Origin of the sequence: Klebsiella sp. CN_Kp091 (genome assembly GCF_040065095.1) — a bacterium.
Classification (GTDB): Bacteria; Pseudomonadota; Gammaproteobacteria; order Enterobacterales; family Enterobacteriaceae; genus Klebsiella; species Klebsiella aerogenes.
In genome coordinates this window covers 1-21,078 of record NZ_JBEAIO010000019.1, presented here as the reverse complement: position 1 = coordinate 21,078, position 21,078 = coordinate 1, and the positions used below count along the sequence as shown (strand labels likewise).

Sequence of the window (21,078 nt, the reverse complement as noted above, 5' to 3'; positions counted from 1 at the left end):
AACCCCGCCGGAGCGGGGTTTTTACATTGAAGAGGTGAAACTGACCGATAAGCCGGGTTCTGTCGTGGACAGTCATTCATCTAGGCCAGCAATCGCTCACTGGCTCAAGCAGCCTACCCGGGTTCAGTACGGGCCGTACCTTATGAACCCCTATTTGGCCTTGCTCCGGGTGGAGTTTACCGTGCCGCGGACTGTTACCAGCCGCGCGGTGCGCTCTTACCGCACCCTTTCACCCTTACCTGATCCCGCTTGCGCGGGCCATCGGCGGTTTGCTCTCTGTTGCACTGGTCGTGGGCTGTGACACCCCCCAGGCGTTACCTGGCACCTTGCCCTATGGAGCCCGGACTTTCCTCCCCTCCGCCCGTCTCCCCCTAAGAGGACGACGACGAAGCGGCGACTGTCTGGTCAGCTTCGGCGCGAAGTATAGAGGGTTCGCGCGCCTTTGTCACCCCGCACAGCGCATTCCGCTCGCCAGCCTCGCGGCAATCATGGCTTTTACCCTTCCCTCGCCGGCAGAAAGGCTTTGTTTATAAGAGTCTGGGACGAAGAAAATGTTCGTGGTGATGTAGCCTGACGGCGCTGCTAAAAGTAAGCATAACAGGGCGCAGGCACGCGCCCATCTTGTTAGCGAGTGACTTCCACTTTCGCCAGTTTTTCGTAGTAACACGCCAGAGCGCTATGGTCAGCGGTGCCCAGGCCATCCGCCCGCAGCGCCTGCATCATCTCCATCACCACCGCCGTCAGCGGTAGCTGGGCGCCGACGCCGTGAGAAGTATCCAGCGCATTGGCCAGATCTTTAATATGTAGATCGATGCGGAAACCCGGCTTGAAGTTGCGATCCATCACCATCGGCGCTTTAGCGTCGAGTACTGTGCTGCCCGCCAGGCCGCCGCGAATCGCCTGATACACCAGGTCCGGGTTAACGCCGGCTTTGGTGGCCAGGGTTAACGCTTCCGACATTGCCGCGATGTTCAGCGCCACAATCACCTGGTTGGCCAACTTGGTGACGTTGCCTGCGCCAATATCGCCGGTATGCACCACGGATCCCGCCATCGCTTTCATCAGGTCGTAGTATTTATCGAAAATCGCCTTGTCACCGCCAACCATCACCGACAGGGTGCCGTCGATCGCTTTGGGTTCGCCGCCGCTTACCGGCGCGTCCAGCATATCGATGCCTTTGGCCTTCAGCGCTTCACTGATTTCGCGGCTCGCCAGCGGCGCGATGGAGCTCATATCGATCACCACGGTGCCTGGTTTCGCGCCTTCGATAATGCCGTTTTCACCCAGCGCAACGTCTTTCACGTGCGGAGAGTTTGGCAGCATGGTAATAATGACATCGCACTGCTCAGCAATGGCCTTCGCCGTGCTCGCGGTCTCTGCGCCCGCGGCAATCACGTCAGCAATAGCTTCAGGGTTACGGTCGGATACCACCAGCGAATAACCCGCCTTCAGCAAATTTTTGCTCATCGGCTTGCCCATGATGCCAAGGCCAATAAAACCCACTTTGATTGTCATAATATTCTCTCTTAATCCTGGTGATTATTTTTTAAAAGAATCAGCAAGTTTCTGGGTTGCTGAACGGAAGACGCCTAAATCGCTACCGACGGCGACGAAGGTCGCGCCCCACTCCAGATAGCGACGCGCATCGGCTTCTACCGGTGCAAGAATGCCGCTCGGCTTACCGTGTTTCTTCGCGCTGGAGAAAATATGCTGGATAGCACGCTGAACCTCAGGATGGGCGGCGTTACCCAGATGGCCCAACGCCGCAGCAAGATCGCTCGGACCGACGAACAGGCCATCAACGCCATCGGTCGCAGCGATAGCATCAACGTTATCCACCCCGGTCTGGCTCTCAATCTGCACCAGAATGGAGATATTCTTGTTGGACTGAGCGAAGTAGTCCGGCACGGTGCCGAACATATTGCCGCGATGAGAAACCGAAACACCGCGGATCCCTTCCGGCGGATAGCGGGTTGATGCCACCGCCTGCGCCGCCTGTTCAGCGGTTTCGACAAACGGCACCAGGAAGTTATAGAAACCGATGTCCAGCATGCGCTTGATGATAATCGGTTCATTGGTCGGCACGCGCACAACCGGCGCGCTGTGGCTGCCCTTCAACGCCATCAGTTGCGGGATAAGCGTGGTCACATCATTCGGCGCATGCTCCGCGTCAAGCACCAGCCAGTCGAAACCAGCAAGTCCTAATACCTCGGTGCTAATCGGATTCGCCAGGGCGCACCAGCAGCCAATTTGTACCTGGTGAGCCGCCAACGCGGCTTTGAACTTGTTTGGGAAAATTGCGTTATCCATGATTTTTACCTTGGGTTAATCGTTGCTTACTTCTGCTGCTCTATACGTTTCATCTCGCCAATCACCAATATAATTAGCAGAGTTAAATAGCGGGCTGGTACTCCTTTTCTGTGGCCCAATGCAGAATCATTTAAATATTCATCTGGCACAGAACACCTTTTATTATTTTCAGCGAGCTATTTATTTTAAGCTATCTATCCACATATCAGATTCCTCAAAAACATGGCTCAGTATAATCAGCTCTCCGCCACCAGACACTATGCATAATCACAATATAAATGCCTAAATAATCATTTTAGTTATGCAAATGCCATAGGCCATGGGCGCTAATCCACAGTTCTCAGGATTACCCATCTATGTGTCATGGCCGGCGCGGCAAGGAGTGACATAGATCACATCCTAACGCGATAACTCCTGACATTCTTTATTTCATCATTCTGCTAAGCAGAAATTTAATTAGCGTTTTATTTTATTATTAGCACCGGTTTGGAGAGCACTGGACAATGGCTGACATTGAAATTCGACAACAGTCGCCGACGGCGTTTTATATAAAAGTACACCCTACTGATAATGTGGCAATTATTGTTAACGATCGCGGTTTAACCGCCGGAACGCGTTTTCCGGATGGCCTGACCCTCGTTGAACATATCCCGCAAGGCCATAAAGTCGCTCTTGTCGATATTCCTGCCCATGGTGAAATCATCCGCTATGGCGAAGTGATTGGCTTCGCCGTTCGCGATATACCAAAGGGAAGCTGGATTGATGAGTCGTTGGTCGAACTGCCGACCGCCCCACCGCTGAACACCCTACCGCTGGCGACTAAAGTCCCCGAGCCGCTGCCGCCGCTGGAAGGATACACCTTTGAAGGGTATCGCAATGCCGATGGCAGCGTGGGAACCAAGAATTTGCTGGGGATCAGCACCAGCGTGCACTGCGTCGCCGGTGTGGTGGATTATGTGGTCAAGATCATCGAACGCGATCTGCTGCCGAAATACCCCAATGTCGATGGCGTGGTGGGATTAAACCACCTCTACGGCTGCGGCGTGGCGATTAACGCCCCGGCGGCCATCGTGCCGATTCGCACCATCCACAATATCGCGCTGAACCCCAACTTTGGCGGCGAGGTAATGGTGATTGGTCTTGGCTGTGAAAAGCTGCAGCCGGAACGTCTGCTGCAGGGAACCGAAGACGTGCAGCCGATCGCCGTCGATAGCGCAAGCGTAGTGCGCTTGCAGGATGAACAACATGTCGGTTTTAAATCGATGGTCGATGATATTCTGCAGGTTGCCGAGCGCCACCTGGCGAAGCTGAACGCCCGCCAGCGTGAAACCTGCCCGGCTTCGGAATTAGTGGTCGGTATGCAGTGCGGCGGCAGCGACGCCTTCTCCGGCGTGACCGCCAACCCGGCTGTGGGCTATGCCTCCGACCTGCTGGTGCGCTGCGGCGCGACGGTGATGTTCTCGGAAGTGACCGAGGTACGCGATGCTATTCATCTGTTAACCCCGCGAGCCATCAACGAAGAAGTTGGCAAGCGCCTGCTGGAAGAGATGGCCTGGTATGATAACTATCTGGAGCTGGGGAAAACCGACCGCAGCGCCAACCCGTCACCGGGCAATAAGAAAGGCGGTCTGGCGAACGTAGTGGAAAAAGCATTGGGTTCGATTGCCAAATCAGGCAAAAGCGCCATCGTCGAAGTCCTTTCGCCGGGTCAGCGCCCGACGAAACGCGGGCTTATCTATGCGGCGACGCCGGCCAGCGATTTTGTCTGCGGCACTCAACAGGTGGCTTCCGGCATTACCGTTCAGGTGTTCACCACCGGGCGCGGCACCCCTTACGGGCTGATGGCGGTCCCGGTGATTAAAATGGCGACCCGTACCGAGCTTGCCAACCGCTGGTATGACTTAATGGACATCAATGCCGGTACCATCGCAACCGGCGAAGAGACGATTGAGGATGTCGGGCTGAAACTGTTCGAGTTCATTCTCGACGTCGCCAGCGGACGTAAGAAAACCTTCTCCGATCAATGGGGTCTGCATAACCAGCTAGCGGTGTTTAACCCGGCGCCGGTGACGTGATATGCCCCCGTCCAACTATAATAATAAGCCCGGAAAATCCGGGCTTATTATTAGTTGTGTTGCGCTGCCAAAAAGTTTTTGATTTGCGCCTGCGTCGAAGTGCCTTCCATGGGACCACGCTGACCGATCGCCAGTGAACCGCTGGCGTTTGCCCATTTCAGCGCTTCCTGCGGCGAGGCGCCGCTGAGGAACAGGCTAACGAAGGTCGCGCCGAAACAGTCGCCTGCGCCAGTCGGATCGACAACCGGCACGTTAAAACCGGCGACGTGGTGTGTTTCAGCGGCGCTAAAGTAGCTCGCGCCACGCGGGCCGCGTTTAATCACCACGTGTTTAACACCGCGTTTCAGCAGCTTATCAACCAGCAGCTGCTCATTTCGCCCCGGATTCAGGCCAAAGTAGTCCAGTTCACCGTCGCTTGGTAGAAAGATATCGGTGTAATCGAGAATGTATTCAAACGCCTGCGACATCTCGGGAATATTCAGCATCTCTTTGCGAATATTAGGATCGAACGACACCGTGCCGTTGCGCGCTTTAATGTTTTCAATCGCTTTACGCATCGCATCGATAATGCGAAATGAGAACAGCGATGACCCCATAATGTGGAAGTGCTGGCACTGGTTAAGCAGCCCCTCGTCGATATGGTCCGCAGTCAGCAGACCACAGGCACTGTTAGGCATATTAAAAATAAAATCGCGCTGCGCCTGGCTACGATAGCTGACGAACGCGCTGCCGGTTGTCGCTTTATGCAGCATGGCAATGCCGTTAACGTTAACGCCATCTTTCTCCAGCCGCGCAATATTCATTTCGCCAAATGCGTCGCTACCGACACAGCTAAACAGCACGGAGCCAAAACCCAGTTTCGCCACCTGATCGGCGAAAATTGCCGGCGCGCCGCTGGGATAGGGACCCCAAAATTCACCGGGGCGGGAAAATCCCTGATTTTCTTCCTTGGCGAGAAATTCCACCAGCAGCTCGCCGATGGTGCAAATGGTTACGTTCATCACCGCTCCTGGTTTGTCTTCTGCAAAGCCGTGTTGAGCCATGTCAGGCATTCATTGTTGGTGTAGCTGTTAGTTAAACCCGCGGCGAGGAAACGGGCATGATATTCCGCGGCGACAACCTGCGGCGTCACCACGCTACTCATTTGCTGAAGTTCGCCGATGGCATAGCGTTTTTCACCATAGACCGGACGGGAAGCAACAACCGCGATAACCCGCTCGCTCTGCGCCACGGCTTCGCTCAGCAGGCGAGCGCTAGTTTCGTTACGTACGCTCAGGGTGCCGTCTTCAGCGACGTGATCAACCGCAATCAGCGCGCGTGATGGCCGATAATGGCCTAACGCTTTCAGCGCCAAATCGCCTTCGACTATCCGTCCGTTGCCGCCAAGCACGCCGCCGAGCAGCACCGTTTCGCCATTCAGAAACTCCTGCGCCAGCGCAACGTGGGCCAGATCGTTAAGCAGCAGGCAAAGTTCCTCACTGTTAGCCAGAAACGGGATCACTTTACGCAAAATGGAACCCTGGCCTAAAAATAGCGTTTCGCTATCTTCAATTTGCACCGCCACCTGACGCGCCATTTCCGTTTCCAGCGCTTTGTCCGTCACCTGTGGAGCGTCGCGAACCGTAGCGACCGGCGTGCCGGCCTGAGCCGTGTAAATCGCCCCGCCGAATGAACGCTTCAGATACCCCTGCTGCTCCAGATAGTTAAGATCGTTACGGATTGTCACTCCGGAAACGGCCAGCATTTCAGCCAGATCGTCGACTTTAATCTCGCCGTTCTTACGAACGATCTCCGCGATGTCCAAGCGCCTTTTCAGCAGGCTGGTTGACGGTTTTGCCACGGGTTATGCCTTTTTATTTTCTCCTGGAATAACTTTCATTTTTAAATTTCCCCATCGTAATGTCAAACCACGCCAGTTATCCCCGTGAAGAAAAATCAATAAAGACAATAAAATTCAAATAGATAACAACACCCTATCGCTTCATTTATATTTTAAAAAAGAAACATAAAAAAGATTATTAACTTTCATTTTAAAAATCAATTCCCCATTGTGTGCGATGGATCACACCTAAACGCGGAAACGATCGTTACATTACTTTCAAATTGAAGGTTTAATTGAACAAATTACTTACAAATTGAAAATAGAGGGTTAGAATGTACATCATTTCCAGTAAAAACATGTTGTTAAAGGCCCAGCGTCATGGTTATGCGGTCCCCGCTTTCAATATTCATAACCTTGAAACCATGCAGGTGGTGGTGGAAACGGCAGCAGAGCTCCGCTCGCCGCTGATCCTCGCCGGCACGCCGGGAACCTACAGCTATGCCGGCACCGGCAATGTGGTGGCGATCGCCCGCGATCTGGCGAAAATATGGGATCTCCCGCTCGCCCTGCACCTCGATCATCACGAGGATCTGGTCGACATCACGCACAAAGTTCAGGCGGGCATTCGCTCAGTCATGATCGATGGATCTCATTCACCGTTCGAAGAAAACGTAGCGCTGGTGAAAAGCGTGGTGGAATTAAGTCATCGCTACGATGCCAGCGTGGAAGCCGAGCTGGGCCGACTGGGGGGCGTGGAAGACGATCTGGTGGTTGATGCCAAAGATGCGCTCTATACCAACCCGGAACAGGCCCGTGAATTCGTCGCCCGTACCGGTATTGATTCGCTGGCCGTCGCCATCGGCACCGCGCACGGGCTCTACACCGCCGAACCGAAACTTGATTTTGACCGCCTGGCCGCCATCCGCGACTGCGTTGACGTTCCGCTGGTACTGCACGGCGCTTCTGGCCTCCCGGATAGCGATATTCGCCGCGCCATTTCTCTGGGCGTCTGCAAAGTCAACGTCGCCACCGAACTGAAAATCGCCTTCTCTGATGCGTTGAAAACCTACTTCCTGGAAAATCCGGGCGCCAACGATCCGCGTCACTATATGACGCCGGCGAAAGCGGCAATGAAAGAGGTTGTCCGCAAAGTGATTCACGTTTGTGGCTGCGAAGGGCAACTATAATCCGCGGATCGAAGGAGCAATGTCGTGATCCATACCCTGACACTGAATACCGCGATCGATATGAATATCTTTTGCGATCCGCTTCGGCCTGCGGCCGTCAACCGCACCCGGCAGACGGAATATTGCCCAAATGGCAAAGGGGTGAATGTTTCGCTGGTATTAGATCATTACCTACAGCCCACCCACGTCATGGGTATATTTGGCGGTTTTACTGGCCGCTATATAGTCGAAGAGCTGCGCAGACAGCATATTAAAGTGACTCCGGCATGGGTCGCCGAACCCACCCGTATTAATGTTTTTATTAATGACGGACACGAAGAATATAAGTTAGTAAATCCCGGCTCTCGTATTAATGATGAAGGCAAAGAGCAAATTATTCATCATTTACAGTGCGTCGAACCCGGTGATTATTTGGTAATCAGCGGCAGTTTGCCGCCGGGAATTGAAAGCAGGTTCTATAGCGAAATAATGGCCTTGTGTCAGCAAAAAGGTTGTGAAGTTATTTTAGATATCAGCCACCCGGCGCTGCGGCAGTTGCTCGAGCTACGCCCGCTATTGATTAAACCCAATGACGACGAACTCAAAGAGATCTTCGATCTCGACGTCGGCAGCCCGCAGCAGGTACATGACGCAATGCGCACGCTCCACCAGCTCGGGGCCCGAAACGTGCTGCTCACCCTGGGCGCGCAGGGGCTCTACTTTTCAAACGGCGAGAAACTGTGGTTCTGCTCGGCGCCGAAAATCAAACTGGTTAGCTCGGCCTGCGCCGGCGATGCCGCGCTGGGAGCATTCCTGAGTAAATGGCTTAACGAAGATGATGTCGTTCCCGCTCTGGCGCTGGCCAGCGCCACCGGCGCCGATGTTGCCGCCTCCGCCGGGCTTGGCAAATTAAACCGTACACAAGAATTATTACAACAACTTCAGATCGTCCAATTATAAAGGTCCGATTATGAAAAAGATTATTGCCGTTACCGGCTGCCCTACAGGTATTGCCCATACATTTATGGCTGAAGAAGCCTTAAAGACCGCAGCAAAAAAATTAAACGTTGAGATCAAAGTTGAAACCAACGGCGCTTCCGGGGTAGAGAATGTCATTACACCGGAAGATCTGAAAGATATTTATGGTGTTATTATCGCTGCCGATAAAGATGTTAATGCCGAACGTTTTAATGGTTTGCCGGTTATTGAAGTACCGGTTAAAGAGGCCATTCATCATCCGGCAGAATTAATTAATAAAGTCGTCAGCGGTCAGGCGCAACGCCGTCAGGGGATCTCCGCCACAGCGGATCCTGCGGAGAAATATGAGCAGGAATCATTCGGCCGGCAGATTTATAAACATCTGATGAGCGGTGTTTCCAATATGCTGCCCTTCGTGGTGGCCGGCGGGATCTTAATCGCCATTTCTTTCCTGTGGGGTATCTACTCCGCCGATCCAAATTCAGCGCAGTACAACGTGATTGCCGCCACCCTGATGAAAGTCGGCCAGCAGGCGTTCTCGATCATGGTACCGGTGTTCACGGCCTACATTGCCTGGTCCATTTCCGGCCGTCCGGGGATGGTCGCCGGGTTTGTCGGCGGCCTGCTGGCAAACGCCACCGGCGCCGGGTTCCTCGGCGGGATCATCGCCGGTTTCGCCGCCGGTTACTTTATGCTGCTTATCCGCCGCCTGCTCGACGGCCTGCCGCGTCAGTACGAAGGACTAAAGTCGATCTTTATTATGCCGCTGATTGGCGTACTGGTGATTGGCGTGATGATGGTGCTACTTGGCCAACCGGTGGCGGCGATCAACAACGGCATGATGAACTGGCTTAGCTCTCTGCAAGAAGCCAATCCCATTCTGCTGGGGATTGTGGTCGGGGCAATGTGTTCATTCGACTTCGGCGGCCCGGTCAATAAAGCGGCCTACGTCACCGGAACGCTCTTGCTAGGACAGGGCAACTATTTCTTTATGGCCGGCGTCTCCGCTGCCTGCATTACCCCGCCGCTGGTGATTGCGCTGGCAACCACGTTCTTCCCTAAAGGCTTTAGCGAAGAAGAGCGCGCCGCCGGGATGGTGAACTATATCCTCGGCTGCACGCACATCACCGAAGGCGCGATTCCCTTTGCCGCTAAGGATCCGCTACGGGTGATCCCGATGATGATGATCGCCTCTTCAATCTCGGCCGTCCTCAGCTACAGCCTACATATTCAGGTCCCGGCGCCGCACGGCGGCTTCTTGATCCTACCGCTGGTCAGCAAACCGCTGGTGTGGGTGCTGTGCATTCTTACCGGCTCCGCCTGCGGCGCGCTCATGCTGGGATGCTGGCGGTTGTGGCAAAAACGCACTCAGGAAGCGACGGCGCTTGCCGGCGCTATTAAATAAGGAGCGAACTATGCAGCTGACTTTCGCAGACATTCATTTCGACCATCAGGTCAAAACGAAAGATGAAGCGCTACAGCGCGTCGTCGGTTCCCTGACCGCAGCCGGACATACACAGATGGCCTATCTGGAGGGAATGCGCGAACGCGAGGGGCAAATCAGTACCTATCTGGGCAACGGCATCGCCATTCCTCACGGCACGCCGCAAAGCCGCGATGCGGTGCTAAGAACCGGTGTGAAGGTGCTAGCCTGTCCGCAGGGGGTGGACTGGGGCGAAGGGCAAACCGCCTATTTGATTGTTGGTATCGCCGCACAGGACAACGAACATCTCGATATCTTACGCCAGCTCACTCATGCGCTAGGCGACGATCGGGTGCCCGCCGCGCTGTCGCGGGCCGATACTCCGCAGGCGGTGCTGGAGATACTTGCCGGCGATATCGCGCCGGCGCAAGGCGAAGAACCGGAACCGCCGCCGCGCTTTGATGAAGAGGCAATCTTTACGCTGCGCAATCCGCACGGCCTGCATGCCCGGCCCAGCGCGGTACTGGTGAAAGCCGTCAAGCAGTGGCAGTCGCAAATCCAGGTCGAAAACCTGGATACTCGATCGTCAATTGTCGATGCCAAAAATCTGATGCGCGTCGTATCGCTTGGCGCCAAACAGGGTCATCGTCTGCACTTTATGGCCAGCGGCAGCGATGCGCATCAGGCGCTGAAAGCAATTGGCGACGCCTTTAACGCCGGGCTCGGCGAGATCGCCGCCCAACCGCAGCAAGTCTCTCAGGCGGCAGAAAAAAGCAAACGCAGCTGGCTGTCCCGGTTATTCAGTTAATTTTCAATTAATTAAAAACGCTCTGCCGTGTTGGTCAGGGCGTTTTTTTTGCCAGTAAGACACCCTGTTCAACGCTTGCACAGCAATTTATCGATACAGATCACAATTCAAAACAAAGACATTTGCGACCAAAACAAAACATAACGAATATATTCGAAAGAAAACGGAGGTTGTAAATGAAAGATATTATCTCTCGCCATAAATCCGGCGAACACATCGGCATCTGCTCAGTTTGTTCAGCCCATCCGCTGGTTATCGAAGCGGCGTTACGTTTCGATCTGCCGACCAACAACAAAGTGCTGATTGAAGCAACATCAAACCAGGTCAACCAGTTTGGCGGCTATACCGGTATGCAGCCGGCCGATTTCCGCGACTTCGTCTACAACATCGCCCACACCGTCGGTTTCCCGGCAGAACGCATTATTCTTGGCGGCGATCATCTGGGCCCAAACTGCTGGCAAGACGAACCGGCTGCCGATGCGATGAAAAAATCCATCGACCTTATCAAAGCCTATGTCGCCGCAGGCTTTAGTAAGATCCACCTGGATGCATCAATGTCCTGCGCCGACGACCCGATACCGTTGAACCCAAGCGTGGTGGCAGAGCGCGCCGCCCGCCTCTGTCAGGCTGCTGAAGAGACCGCCAGCGATGAACAAAAGCGCCAGTTGACCTACGTTATCGGAACAGAAGTACCGGTTCCCGGCGGCGAAGCCAGCACCATCGGCAGCGTACATGTCACCCGGGCGCAGGATGCCGCCGCCACCCTCGAAACCCATGAAGCGGCGTTCCGCAAGCTGGGGCTCGACGCCGCGCTGAAGCGCGTCATCGCCATCGTCGTGCAGCCAGGCGTGGAGTTCGACCACACGCAAATCATCCATTACCAACCGCAGGAAGCGAAAGCGCTGTCCGCGTGGATCGAAAATACCCCGATGGTGTACGAAGCCCACTCCACCGACTACCAATCCCGCCAGGCCTACCGCGCGCTGGTCCGCGACCACTTCGCCATTCTGAAAGTCGGCCCGGCGCTCACCTTTGCCCTGCGCGAAGCCATTTTCGCTCTCGCACAGATGGAAAATGAGCTCATCGCGCCCGAGTCCCGTAGCCGGGTGATGGAAGTGATCGACGAGGTGATGCTCAACGAACCGGGCTACTGGAAAAAATACTATCGCCCGACCTGGAGTCAGGCGATGGTCGATATCCACTTTAGCCTTTCCGACCGTATCCGTTACTACTGGCCGCATCCGCGTATTCGGCAGAGCGTTGAGAAACTTATCGCGAACCTGACCGACGCTAAGCTGCCGCTGGGGCTTATCAGCCAATATATGCCGGTGCAGTTTGAACGACTGTCGCTGAATGAACTGAACGCCGTGCCGCACGAGCTCATCCTCGACAAAATCCAGGATGTTCTGCGCGCCTACCGCTACGGCTGTTCTTCTGAAACCGCGTGAAATAAAGAGGATCTATGAGTCAATTGTTTGTTCGTACCGGCATTCATTTCAGCTCCAGCCAGCAGGCGCTGGAGCATATTGGCGCGGAGATGCTGGCGCGAGGTGTTGTGCATGATAGCTATCCGGCAGCCCTGCTCGAACGCGAAGCAACTTTTCCGACCGGCATCGCGCTGGAGCAACACGCCGTGGCCATTCCCCATTGCGAAGCCATGCACGCGAAGTCACCGGCGATTTACCTGATTCGCCCGGACGCGCCGGTCCCTTTTCAGCGCGCTGATGACGATGGCGATATCGACGTTTCGCTTATCATCGCGCTGATTGTTGAAAACCCGGCGGCACAGCTGAAGCTGCTGCGCCGGTTATTTAGTGAGCTACAAAATCCAAACACGCTGGAGGTTCTGCTCTCCGCTTCCGACGAGCAGTTACCGGTGCTGTTCCAGCAATTTATCCTTGAGCCCGAGCTTAGCGCCCAGGCTTCATAACATACTGATAATAAAAGGGGTACCCTATGAAACGCAAAGTAATCGTCGCCTGCGGCGGCGCCGTCGCCACCTCCACGATGGCCGCAGAAGAGATTAAAGAGCTGTGCGCAGACCACAACATTGAGTTGGATCTGGTGCAGTGCCGGGTCAATGAAATCGAAACCTACATGGACGGCGCGGACCTTATCTGCACCACCGCCCGCGTGGACCGCGCCTTCGGCGATATTCCAGTGGTTCACGGCATGCCGTTTGTCTCCGGCGTCGGCATTGAAGCCTTACAGCAGAAAATCCTCGGCATCCTCGCGGAGTAAACGCCATGTTCAGCGAAATCATGCGTTATATCCTCGATCTTGGTCCGACGGTGATGCTGCCGATCGTGATCATTATCTTCTCCAAACTGCTGGGGATGAAGCTCGGGGACTGTTTCAAATCCGGTCTGCACATCGGGATCGGTTTTGTCGGCATCGGCCTGGTTATTGGCCTGATGCTCGACTCCATCGGCCCGGCGGCAAAGGCGATGGCGGAGCATTTCCAGATTAACCTTCACGTGATTGATATCGGCTGGCCGGGGTCATCGCCGATGACCTGGGCGTCGCAAATCGCGCTGGTAGCCATTCCGGTCGCCATCGTGGTCAATATCGTCATGCTGGTCACCCGCATGACCCGCGTGGTGAACGTCGATATCTGGAACATCTGGCATATGACCTTTACCGGCGCGATGCTGCATATAGCGACCGGATCCTACTGGATAGGGATTCTCGGCGTCGTGGTTCATGCCGCCTTCGTTTACAAACTGGGCGACTGGTTTGCCAGGGATACCCGCGATTTCTTCGGCCTTGATGGCATCGCGATACCGCACGGCAGTTCGGCGTACTTAGGGCCGATTGCGGTGCTCGTCGATACCATCATCGACAAAATCCCCGGCCTTAACCGCATTCACTTTAGCGCCGATGATATCCAGAAACGCTTCGGCCCCTTCGGCGAACCGGTCACCGTCGGTTTCGTCATGGGGTTGGTGATTGGCGCGCTGGCGGGTTATGACCTGAAAGGCATTCTGCAGTTGGCGGTGAAAACCGCGGCGGTGATGCTGCTGATGCCGCGGGTGATCAAACCCATTATGGATGGCCTCAACCCGATAGCCAAACAGGCGCGTAAACGTCTGCAGGCTAAATTCGGCGGCCAGGAGTTCCTGATTGGTCTCGACCCGGCGCTGCTGCTTGGCCATACCTCGGTGGTATCCGCCAGCCTGATTTTCATCCCGCTGAGCATTCTGATCGCCGTCGTGGTTCCAGGCAACCAGGTCCTGCCGTTCGGCGACCTGGCGACCATTGGTTTCTTCGTGGCGATGGCGGTAGCGGTGCATCAGGGCAACCTGTTCCGCACCCTGATTTCCGGGGTCATCATTATGGGTATCACCCTATGGATCGCAACCCAGACCATCGGCTTACACACGCAGCTGGCGGCAAACGCCGGGGCGTTAAAAGCGGGCGGTATGGTGGCTTCGATGGACCAGGGCGGCTCGCCGATTACCTGGCTGCTGATCCAGCTCTTCACCTGGCAGAACGTGGTCGGCTTCGCAATTATCGGCATCATCTATCTGGCTGGCGTCCTGCTGACCTGGCGTCGCGCCCGCCGCTTCATGGCGGTAGAGAAAGCAGAGAAAAGCGCCGCCGCGCAACAGCATCCAACCGCATCTTAAGCATTAGGGGAGCGCCGCTCCCCTGAACATTTCTGGAGAATGGTATGAAATCAGTGGTAATCCATGCTGAGGGGAACGTCTGCGTTGAAGAACGCCCCATCCCCACGCTGCAAACGGAAGACGATGTCCTGGTCAAAGTGGTCAGCTCCGGGCTGTGCGGCTCCGATATCCCGCGCATTTTCGCCAAAGGCGCGCATTACTACCCTATTACGCTTGGGCATGAATTCAGCGGCTATGTCGAGTCCTACGGCGCGGCGGTGACCGATCTACAGCCCGGTGATGCTGTTGCCTGCGTGCCGCTGCTGCCCTGCTTCCAGTGTCCGCAGTGCCAGCGCGAATATTTTTCTTTATGTAAGCAGTATCAGTTCGTCGGCTCCCGCAGCGAGGGCGGCAACGCCGAATACGTGGTGGTGAAGCGCGCCAACCTGTTCCGCCTGCCGGATCAGATGCCCATTGATGATGGCGCGTTTATCGAGCCAATAACCGTTGGCCTGCACGCTTTTCATCTGGCGCAGGGCTGCGAGGGTAAAAACGTCATTATTATCGGCGCCGGCACCATCGGCCTGCTGGCGCTGCAGTGCGCCCGCGAGCTAGGAGCCAATAGCGTCACGGCTATCGACATTAATCCACAGAAGCTGGAGCTGGCCAAAACCCTTGGCGCGAGCCGGGTGTTCAACAGCCGCGAGATGAGCAGCCAGGCGATTCAACAGGCGCTGGAGGAAATCCAGTTCGATCAGCTCGTCCTCGAGACCGCCGGTACGCCGCAGACCGTCGCATTAGCAATTGAAGCCGCCGGGCCGCGGGCGCAGCTGGCGCTGGTCGGTACCCTGCATCACGACCTAACGCTGCCTGCCGTCACCTTCGGGCAAATTCTGCGTAAAGAGCTGAATATCGTCGGCAGTTGGATGAACTACTCAGGCCCGTGGCCGGGAGAAGAGTGGCAAACAGCAACCCGCCTGCTGACGGAAAAACGCCTGCAGTTGGCGCCGTTGATAGCTCATCGCGGCGATGCCGAGAGTTTTGCTCGCGAAGTTCAGGCGCTAAACGGCGCGCCGATGCAGGGTAAAATCCTACTTAAACTTTCCTGATCGCTTGAGCCAGCAATCTGCGCTGGCTCACATTACCTTTCGAAAATTATCGTTCAACTTTCGTTATCCTTCGATTAAACTAAGTTGAGTTAATTATCAGGCAAATCAAGATGAACTCATTTGAACGAAGGAACAAAATCGTCGATATGGTGAATACGCAGGGCAGCGTATTGGTTTTAGACCTTTCGAATCTCTTTGGCATCTCTGAAGTCACCATTCGCGCCGACCTCCGTATGCTGGAAGAGAAAGGCCTGGTGACCCGTTTTCACGGCGGCGCCGCCCGCCCGGGTAGCGATCTGACCGAGAGTGATAACCTGGAAGTGGTACTGGAAGATCGTTACCAGCTCGCCAGCGATCCGAAAAAGCGCATCGCTCAGGCCGCCGCGGCAATGATCCATGAAGGCATGACGGTGATCCTCGATAGCGGCAGCACCACGCTGCTGATAGCCGAGGCGCTGGTACGAATGACCAATATCACCGTCATCACCAATAGCCTACCCGCCGCATTTACGCTGTCGGAAAATAAAGATATTACGCTGGTGGTATGCGGCGGTACGGTTCGGCACAAAACGCATTCAATGCACGGAACCATCGCTGAACGTTCGCTGCAGGGGATTTGCGCCGACCTGATGTTCGTTGGCGCCGATGGTATCGATGCGACCAACGGCATCACCACCTTTAATGAAGGCTATTCGATCAGCAGCGTGATGGCCGCCGCCGCACATCAAGTGATCGCCGTGCTCGATGCCAGCAAATTCAATCGCCGGGGCTTTAACCAGGTCCTGCCGATGGACAAAATTGACTGCGTGATTACCGACGACGGCATCAGTGACGCCGACCGCGCGGCGTTAAATAGCAAGAAGGTGGAATTGAAGATCGTGTAATTGCGCGCAAATCGGCGATTTTATTCCGACATTTATTCCGACATTTATTCCGACATTTATTCCGACATGTAGGATGAAATCCAAGGTGCCCTTCAACATCAGAAGGCACCTTGCTGTCCTCAGCTACACCTGACAGGCTTACTCCCCCTGCTGCTCCAGCGCGTATTTATACAGCGCGTTCTTCTTCACGCCGTGGATTTCCGCGGCCAGCGCGGCGGCTTTCTTCAACGGCAGTTCCGCCTGTAGCAGCGCCAGAGTCCGCAGCGCGGCTGCCGGCAGCGCCTCTTCCTGGGCCTTAAAACCTTCGACGATCAGCACCATCTCGCCTTTGCGGCGATTTTCGTCTTCCTTCACCCACGCCACCAGCTCGCCAATCGGCGCGCCGTGGATAGACTCCCAGGTTTTGGTCAGCTCGCGCGCCAACACCACGTAGCGGGATTCGCCCAAAACCGCGCAGATATCTTCCAGACTCTCCACCAGGCGGTGCGTTGACTCATAGAAGATAATGGTGCGCGGTTCTTCTTCCAGCGCCTTCAGGGTATCGCGGCGGCCTTTCGATTTCGCCGGCAGGAAACCTTCGTAGCAGAAACGATCTGACGGCAAACCGGCGGCGCTCAGAGCGGCAATCGCGGCACATGGGCCCGGTAGCGGCACCACGCGGATATTGGCTTCACGGCAGGTGCGCACCAGATGGTAGCCGGGATCGTTAATCAGCGGCGTGCCGGCATCGGACACCAGCGCGATGTTTTGTCCTTCTTTTAATTTCGCTAAAAGTGTTTCGGCCTTTTGCTGCTCGTTATGGTCGTGAAGGGCAAATAAACGGGCGTTAATCGCAAAATGCTGCAGCAGCAAACCGGTATGGCGGGTATCCTCAGCAGCAATTAAATCAACAGCTTGCAACACTTCCAGTGCGCGCTGCGTGATATCAGACAGATTCCCTATCGGAGTGGGCACAATATACAGTTGCCCCTGAGAATTATCCGCTGATTCGTGTTGTTTCATTGTCTCGTCCGTATTGCCGATTTAATATTGAGCATTGAGCCAAAAAAATATCACTGGATACATATGGTACCGTCAACATTTCTTCGTTCTAAGCCCGCGCGCTGTCTGCCCGTATTGCTGGCTACTCTTCTTTTTGCTGGCTGCGGCACCCACACGCAGGATCAAAGCACGGCGTTTATGCAGGGTACGTCGCAGGCCAACTCCAGTTTCTACCTACAGCAGATGCAGCAAAGCACGAATGATAGCAAGACCAACTGGCAATTACTCGCCATTCGTGCACTGCTGCAGGAAGGTAAGAAGCAGCAGGCTATCGACCTGTACAACCAACTGCCGTCGAACCTGAACAGCACGCAGGCCCGCGAACAGTCGCTGCTGGCGGTGGAAGTCAAACTGGCGCAAGGCGATTACCAGGGCGCGAAGGCATTACTGAGCAAACTCGACCCTCTCAGTTTTGAGAAAAATCAGCAGCCGCGCTACTGGCAGGCGCAAATTGACGCCAGCCAGGGGCAGCCCTCTCTGGCGCTGCTGCGCGCGCTGATTGCCCAGCAACCCCTGCTAAGCCAGGCGAAACAAAAACAACAAAACATCGACGCCACGTGGAAAGCGCTGACGGCGATGACCCCACAGCAGGCCAACGCGCTGGTGATCAATGCCGACGAAAACGTGCTGCAGGGCTGGCTGGATCTGCAGCGGATGTGGTTCGATAACCGCAACGATCCGGCGATGCTGAAAGCGGGCGTCAAAGACTGGCAAATCCGTTATCCGCAGAACCCGGGGGCGCAGATGCTGCCCACCGCGCTGGTGAACATGCAAAACTATAAACTGGCCTCGACCAATAAAATCGCCCTGCTGCTGCCTCTGAACGGCCAGGCGGCGATTTTCGGCCGCACTATCCAGCAGGGTTTTGAAGCGGCGAAGAATGGCGCCCCAGCGGTCCAGGGCAACGCAGTGCCGGCGCAGGTCGCCCAGGCGGCGAATGTTGCCGGCAATAATGATGTGGTGAGCCCTTCGCAGGCGGAAGTCGGCGATCTCACCGCCACCGGCAGCCAGGCCGCACCGGTGCAGGCGCCAGCGGAAACGCAGGCCGCGCCTGCCGCAAAACCAGCAGCCGCTCCGCTACCCGCCCCGGTTGCCGCAACGCCGGCAGCACAGCCGGTAGCACAACCGGTGAGCGCGCCAGCCGCGCAGCCGCAGCCCGCGGTGGCGGCAACCGCCAATCCTGCCGCTGAGCTGAAAATTTACGACACCACCAGCGAGCCGATGAGCCAGCTTCTGGCGCAGGTACAGCAGGACGGCGCAACCATCGTTGTCGGCCCGCTATTGAAAGAAAACGTCGAAGAGGTGATGAAAAGCAACACCTCGCTGAACGTGCTGGCCCTTAACCAGCCGGGGAAAGTCGAGAACCGCCCGAACCTGTGCTACTTTGCGCTCTCCCCGGAAGATGAAGCCCGCGACGCGGCGCGTCATATTCACGATCAGGGCAAACAAACGCCGTTACTGCTGGTGCCGCGCGGCGCGCTTGGCGACCGCGTGGTCAGCGCTTTCGCCGACGAGTGGCTGAAGCTGGGCGGCGGTACGGTGCTGCAGCAGCGTCTGGGATCGACGGCGGAGCTGAAATCCGGCGTCAACGGCGGCGGGATCTCACTGACCGGCAGCCCGGTATCGACGCTGCCGTCATCTGTAGATAGCTCGCTCGGCAGCCCAAGCGACGTTCCGGTCAGCAGCGGCGGCAGCATCGATGCCGCCTATATCGTCGCCACCCCGGAACAAATTGGCTATATCAAGCCGCTGATCGCGATGCGCAACGGCAGCCAGAGCAACGTCACCCTGTACGCCAGCTCCCGTAGCGCGCAAGGCACCTCTGGCCCGGATTTCCGTCTGGAGATGGAAGGTCTGCAATATAGCGAAATCCCGATGCTGGCCGGCAGTAACCCGGCGCTGATGCAGCAGGCGCTCTCCACCGTGCGTAACGACTACTCGCTGGCGCGGCTGTATGCAATGGGCGCCGATGCCTGGTCGCTGGCGAATCATTTCGCGCAAATGCGCCAGAGCCCAGGTTACCAGCTGAACGGCAATACGGGCGATCTGACGGCCACGCCGGACTGCGTGATTAACAGGAAGTTATCATGGCTCAAGTACCAACAGGGACAAATCGTCGCAGCCAACTAAGTAAACAGACCGGCGACGCCTGGGAAAGCCAGGCGCGTCGGTGGTTAGAACGGCATGGACTGCGTTTTATCGCCGCCAACGCCCGCGAGCGCGGCGGCGAGATCGACCTTATTATGCGCGACGGCGCGGTTATCGTGTTCGTCGAAGTGCGCTACCGGCGCAGCGCCAGCTACGGCGATGCCGCCGCCAGCGTCACGCCGCAAAAGCAACAACGCCTTCTCAAGGCCGCTCGTCTGTGGCTCTCCCGACAGAATGGGAGTTTTGATACTGTGGATTGCCGTTTCGATGTGGTAGCCTTCACCGGCAACGACATTCAATGGCTGAAAAACGCCTTTGGCGAATAGCGTATTATCAGATTTAAGGGATCCCGTGCTCGACAGAATTAAAGCCTGCTTTACCGAAAGCATTCAAACCCAAATCGCCGCCGCGGAAGCGCTCCCGGACGCCATCTCGCGCGCGGCAATGACGCTCGTTCAGTCGCTGCTTAACGGCAACAAAATCCTCTGTTGTGGTAATGGCACCTCCGCCGCCAACGCACAGCATTTTGCTGCCAGCATGATCAATCGTTTCGAAACAGAGCGCCCTGGTTTACCCGCCATTGCACTAAATACCGATAATGTGGTCTTAACCGCAATCGCCAACGATCGCCTGCATGATGAAATCTATGCTAAGCAGGTGCGCGCGCTGGGACACGCCGGCGACGTACTGCTGGCGATTTCTACGCGCGGCAATAGCCGGGATATCGTGAAAGCCGTGGAAGCGGCGGTCACCCGCGATATGACTATCGTGGCGCTAACCGGTTACGACGGCGGCGAGCTGGCTGGCCTGTTAGGTCAGCAGGACGTTGAAATCCGCATTCCTTCACACCGCAGCGCGCGGATCCAGGAAATGCACATGCTTACCGTCAATTGTCTGTGCGATTTGATTGATAACACGCTTTTTCCACACCAGGACGAATAAGGAGAACACATGAAGGCTCTCTCGCCCCTCGCCATCCTGCTTTCTGCGCTACTGCTACAGGGCTGCGTCGCCGCAGCGGTAGTCGGTACGGCAGCCGTCGGCACCAAAGCGGCAACGGACCCGCGTACGGTGGGTACGCAGGTTGATGACAGCACCCTGGAGCTGCGCGTTAACAGCGCCTTAGGGAAAGATGAACAGATTAAGAAAGAAGCGCGTATTAACGTCACCGCTTATCAGGGCAAAGTCCTGCTGACCGGCCAGTCGCCGACCGCCGATCTCTCCTCTCGCGCCAAACAAATTGCGATGGGGGTTGAAGGGACTACCGAAGTCTTCAATGAAGTACGTCAAGGCCAGCCGATTGGCTTAGGCACCGCGTCGTCGGATACCTGGATCACCACCAAAGTTCGTTCCCAACTGCTGGGCAGCGATCAGGTGAAGTCTTCCAATGTGAAAGTGACGACCGAAAATAGCGAAGTGTTCCTGATGGGCCTGGTCACCGACCGTGAAGGCCGCGCAGCGGCGGATATCGCCAGCCGGGTAAGCGGTGTGAGCCGCGTCACCACCGCCTTTACCTATATTAAATAAAAGCCCTGTATGAGTTGTAGATACTGTTATCGGTTGGCAACTTTTCTCTTGAGAAAAACGTTTATCGCGTGTCGCTTCAGAGAACATTGCGCTCCTGGTTGAGTTATATGCAATATGTTTTCCGTGGCGCAGGGAGCGCACAGAGGGCGGCCAGTCGCCGCCGCCCTCTGTACTCCCGG

The 21,078-nt window shown here is 56.0% G+C and carries 19 protein-coding genes, 1 other RNA gene and 1 pseudogene; 15 read left to right on the top strand and 6 right to left on the bottom strand.

The window, feature by feature from the left end; translation table 11 throughout:
• Positions 1 to 32: 32 nt before the first annotated feature.
• The 3 genes and pseudogenes from rnpB to garL all read right to left on the bottom strand — a co-directional run bounded on the left by rnpB (position 33) and on the right by garL (position 2,310).
• Positions 33 to 413, bottom strand: an RNA gene (gene rnpB, locus ABLV17_RS13290) — RNase P RNA component class A.
• 211 nt (positions 414 to 624) lie between these two features.
• Complete coding sequence (garR, locus tag ABLV17_RS13285) at positions 625 to 1,515, bottom strand: 2-hydroxy-3-oxopropionate reductase (protein ID WP_308958044.1); 891 nt, start codon at positions 1,513 to 1,515, stop codon at positions 625 to 627.
• Positions 1,415 to 2,310 (bottom strand): annotated as a pseudogene (gene garL / locus ABLV17_RS13280) (2-dehydro-3-deoxyglucarate aldolase). The gene garR and the pseudogene garL overlap by 101 nt, the downstream one beginning before the upstream one ends.
• A gap of 503 nt (positions 2,311 to 2,813) precedes the next feature.
• On the opposite strand from garL, the gene garD reads away from it, so the two are divergent.
• The gene (garD, locus tag ABLV17_RS13275; protein WP_271032071.1) at positions 2,814 to 4,385 is read left to right on the top strand and encodes a galactarate dehydratase; all 1,572 of its coding nucleotides are present in this window, start codon (positions 2,814 to 2,816) and stop codon (positions 4,383 to 4,385) included.
• 50 nt (positions 4,386 to 4,435) lie between these two features.
• Here the strand turns inward: garD and ABLV17_RS13270 are convergent, their stop codons facing one another.
• Complete coding sequence (locus tag ABLV17_RS13270) at positions 4,436 to 5,386, bottom strand: sugar kinase (protein WP_308958043.1); 951 nt, start codon at positions 5,384 to 5,386, stop codon at positions 4,436 to 4,438.
• Positions 5,386 to 6,189: a DeoR/GlpR family DNA-binding transcription regulator gene (locus ABLV17_RS13265; protein ID WP_162750129.1), complete on the bottom strand. Its 804-nt coding sequence runs from the start codon at positions 6,187 to 6,189 to the stop codon at positions 5,386 to 5,388. Before ABLV17_RS13265 ends, ABLV17_RS13270 begins: the two co-directional genes overlap by 1 nt.
• Before the next feature lie 350 nt (positions 6,190 to 6,539).
• Here ABLV17_RS13265 and ABLV17_RS13260 point away from each other — a divergent pair, with 350 nt between their 5' ends.
• The 10 genes from ABLV17_RS13260 (at position 6,540) to ABLV17_RS13215 (ending at position 16,183) form a co-directional block, all read left to right on the top strand.
• Entirely contained in the window at positions 6,540 to 7,394 is an 855-nt protein-coding gene (locus ABLV17_RS13260; RefSeq protein ID WP_087859905.1) for a tagatose bisphosphate family class II aldolase, read from the top strand.
• A gap of 24 nt (positions 7,395 to 7,418) precedes the next feature.
• On the top strand, positions 7,419 to 8,333 hold the full coding sequence (gene pfkB, locus ABLV17_RS13255; RefSeq protein ID WP_308958042.1) for a 1-phosphofructokinase: 915 nt from the start codon (positions 7,419 to 7,421) through the stop codon (positions 8,331 to 8,333).
• A 10-nt stretch (positions 8,334 to 8,343) separates the two neighbouring features.
• Entirely contained in the window at positions 8,344 to 9,756 is a 1,413-nt protein-coding gene (locus tag ABLV17_RS13250) for a PTS fructose transporter subunit IIBC (protein WP_087859907.1), read from the top strand.
• A gap of 10 nt (positions 9,757 to 9,766) precedes the next feature.
• Positions 9,767 to 10,582: an HPr family phosphocarrier protein gene (locus tag ABLV17_RS13245; protein ID WP_308958041.1), complete on the top strand. Its 816-nt coding sequence runs from the start codon at positions 9,767 to 9,769 to the stop codon at positions 10,580 to 10,582.
• A 176-nt stretch (positions 10,583 to 10,758) separates the two neighbouring features.
• The gene (gene gatZ, locus ABLV17_RS13240; protein WP_213316667.1) at positions 10,759 to 12,030 is read left to right on the top strand and encodes a tagatose-bisphosphate aldolase subunit GatZ; all 1,272 of its coding nucleotides are present in this window, start codon (positions 10,759 to 10,761) and stop codon (positions 12,028 to 12,030) included.
• A gap of 14 nt (positions 12,031 to 12,044) precedes the next feature.
• Positions 12,045 to 12,512, top strand: a complete 468-nt coding sequence (gatA, locus tag ABLV17_RS13235) for a PTS galactitol transporter subunit IIA (RefSeq protein ID WP_087859910.1) — start codon at positions 12,045 to 12,047, stop codon at positions 12,510 to 12,512.
• A 26-nt stretch (positions 12,513 to 12,538) separates the two neighbouring features.
• Positions 12,539 to 12,823 (top strand): PTS galactitol transporter subunit IIB, encoded by a 285-nt coding sequence (gene gatB, locus ABLV17_RS13230; RefSeq protein ID WP_020077852.1) that lies wholly within the window; start codon positions 12,539 to 12,541, stop codon positions 12,821 to 12,823.
• A gap of 5 nt (positions 12,824 to 12,828) precedes the next feature.
• Positions 12,829 to 14,211: a PTS galactitol transporter subunit IIC gene (locus ABLV17_RS13225; RefSeq protein ID WP_087859911.1), complete on the top strand. Its 1,383-nt coding sequence runs from the start codon at positions 12,829 to 12,831 to the stop codon at positions 14,209 to 14,211.
• 44 nt (positions 14,212 to 14,255) lie between these two features.
• Positions 14,256 to 15,299: a galactitol-1-phosphate 5-dehydrogenase gene (gatD, locus tag ABLV17_RS13220; RefSeq protein ID WP_213793676.1), complete on the top strand. Its 1,044-nt coding sequence runs from the start codon at positions 14,256 to 14,258 to the stop codon at positions 15,297 to 15,299.
• Positions 15,300 to 15,409: 110 nt separating this feature from the next.
• Positions 15,410 to 16,183, top strand: coding sequence for a DeoR/GlpR family DNA-binding transcription regulator (locus ABLV17_RS13215; RefSeq protein ID WP_087859913.1), 774 nt, complete (start codon positions 15,410 to 15,412; stop codon positions 16,181 to 16,183).
• A gap of 138 nt (positions 16,184 to 16,321) precedes the next feature.
• On the opposite strand, the gene rsmI is transcribed toward ABLV17_RS13215, so the two are convergent.
• Complete coding sequence (gene rsmI, locus ABLV17_RS13210) at positions 16,322 to 17,185, bottom strand: 16S rRNA (cytidine(1402)-2'-O)-methyltransferase (RefSeq protein ID WP_047044743.1); 864 nt, start codon at positions 17,183 to 17,185, stop codon at positions 16,322 to 16,324.
• Positions 17,186 to 17,248: 63 nt separating this feature from the next.
• On the opposite strand from rsmI, the gene ABLV17_RS13205 reads away from it, so the two are divergent.
• The 4 genes from ABLV17_RS13205 to dolP are packed head-to-tail and all read left to right on the top strand — an operon-like array spanning position 17,249 to position 20,899.
• Entirely contained in the window at positions 17,249 to 19,354 is a 2,106-nt protein-coding gene (locus ABLV17_RS13205) for a penicillin-binding protein activator (RefSeq protein WP_308958040.1), read from the top strand.
• Positions 19,312 to 19,698, top strand: coding sequence for a YraN family protein (locus ABLV17_RS13200; protein WP_045394928.1), 387 nt, complete (start codon positions 19,312 to 19,314; stop codon positions 19,696 to 19,698). Before ABLV17_RS13205 ends, ABLV17_RS13200 begins: the two co-directional genes overlap by 43 nt.
• Positions 19,699 to 19,723: 25 nt before the next feature.
• Positions 19,724 to 20,314 (top strand): DnaA initiator-associating protein DiaA, encoded by a 591-nt coding sequence (diaA, locus tag ABLV17_RS13195; protein ID WP_015369544.1) that lies wholly within the window; start codon positions 19,724 to 19,726, stop codon positions 20,312 to 20,314.
• Positions 20,315 to 20,323: 9 nt separating this feature from the next.
• Entirely contained in the window at positions 20,324 to 20,899 is a 576-nt protein-coding gene (gene dolP / locus ABLV17_RS13190; protein ID WP_015369543.1) for a division/outer membrane stress-associated lipid-binding lipoprotein, read from the top strand.
• Positions 20,900 to 21,078: the final 179 nt, after the last annotated feature.

What these genes read in the sequence shown, in the direction of transcription:
- garD (WP_271032071.1), top strand. Translation starts at nt 2,814, where the DNA reads ATGGCTGACATTGAAATTCGACAACAGTCGCCGACGGCGTTTTATATA.
- ABLV17_RS13215 (WP_087859913.1), top strand. Translation starts at nt 15,410, where the DNA reads ATGAACTCATTTGAACGAAGGAACAAAATCGTCGATATGGTGAATACG.
- gatD (WP_213793676.1), top strand. Translation starts at nt 14,256, where the DNA reads ATGAAATCAGTGGTAATCCATGCTGAGGGGAACGTCTGCGTTGAAGAA.
- ABLV17_RS13250 (WP_087859907.1), top strand. Translation starts at nt 8,344, where the DNA reads ATGAAAAAGATTATTGCCGTTACCGGCTGCCCTACAGGTATTGCCCAT.
- ABLV17_RS13225 (WP_087859911.1), top strand. Translation starts at nt 12,829, where the DNA reads ATGTTCAGCGAAATCATGCGTTATATCCTCGATCTTGGTCCGACGGTG.
- ABLV17_RS13245 (WP_308958041.1), top strand. Translation starts at nt 9,767, where the DNA reads ATGCAGCTGACTTTCGCAGACATTCATTTCGACCATCAGGTCAAAACG.
- gatB (WP_020077852.1), top strand. Translation starts at nt 12,539, where the DNA reads ATGAAACGCAAAGTAATCGTCGCCTGCGGCGGCGCCGTCGCCACCTCC.
- garR (WP_308958044.1), bottom strand. Translation starts at nt 1,515, where the DNA reads ATGACAATCAAAGTGGGTTTTATTGGCCTTGGCATCATGGGCAAGCCG.
- gatZ (WP_213316667.1), top strand. Translation starts at nt 10,759, where the DNA reads ATGAAAGATATTATCTCTCGCCATAAATCCGGCGAACACATCGGCATC.
- ABLV17_RS13200 (WP_045394928.1), top strand. Translation starts at nt 19,312, where the DNA reads ATGGCTCAAGTACCAACAGGGACAAATCGTCGCAGCCAACTAAGTAAA.
- ABLV17_RS13270 (WP_308958043.1), bottom strand. Translation starts at nt 5,386, where the DNA reads ATGAACGTAACCATTTGCACCATCGGCGAGCTGCTGGTGGAATTTCTC.
- ABLV17_RS13205 (WP_308958040.1), top strand. Translation starts at nt 17,249, where the DNA reads ATGGTACCGTCAACATTTCTTCGTTCTAAGCCCGCGCGCTGTCTGCCC.
- dolP (WP_015369543.1), top strand. Translation starts at nt 20,324, where the DNA reads ATGAAGGCTCTCTCGCCCCTCGCCATCCTGCTTTCTGCGCTACTGCTA.
- ABLV17_RS13260 (WP_087859905.1), top strand. Translation starts at nt 6,540, where the DNA reads ATGTACATCATTTCCAGTAAAAACATGTTGTTAAAGGCCCAGCGTCAT.
- gatA (WP_087859910.1), top strand. Translation starts at nt 12,045, where the DNA reads ATGAGTCAATTGTTTGTTCGTACCGGCATTCATTTCAGCTCCAGCCAG.
- rsmI (WP_047044743.1), bottom strand. Translation starts at nt 17,185, where the DNA reads ATGAAACAACACGAATCAGCGGATAATTCTCAGGGGCAACTGTATATT.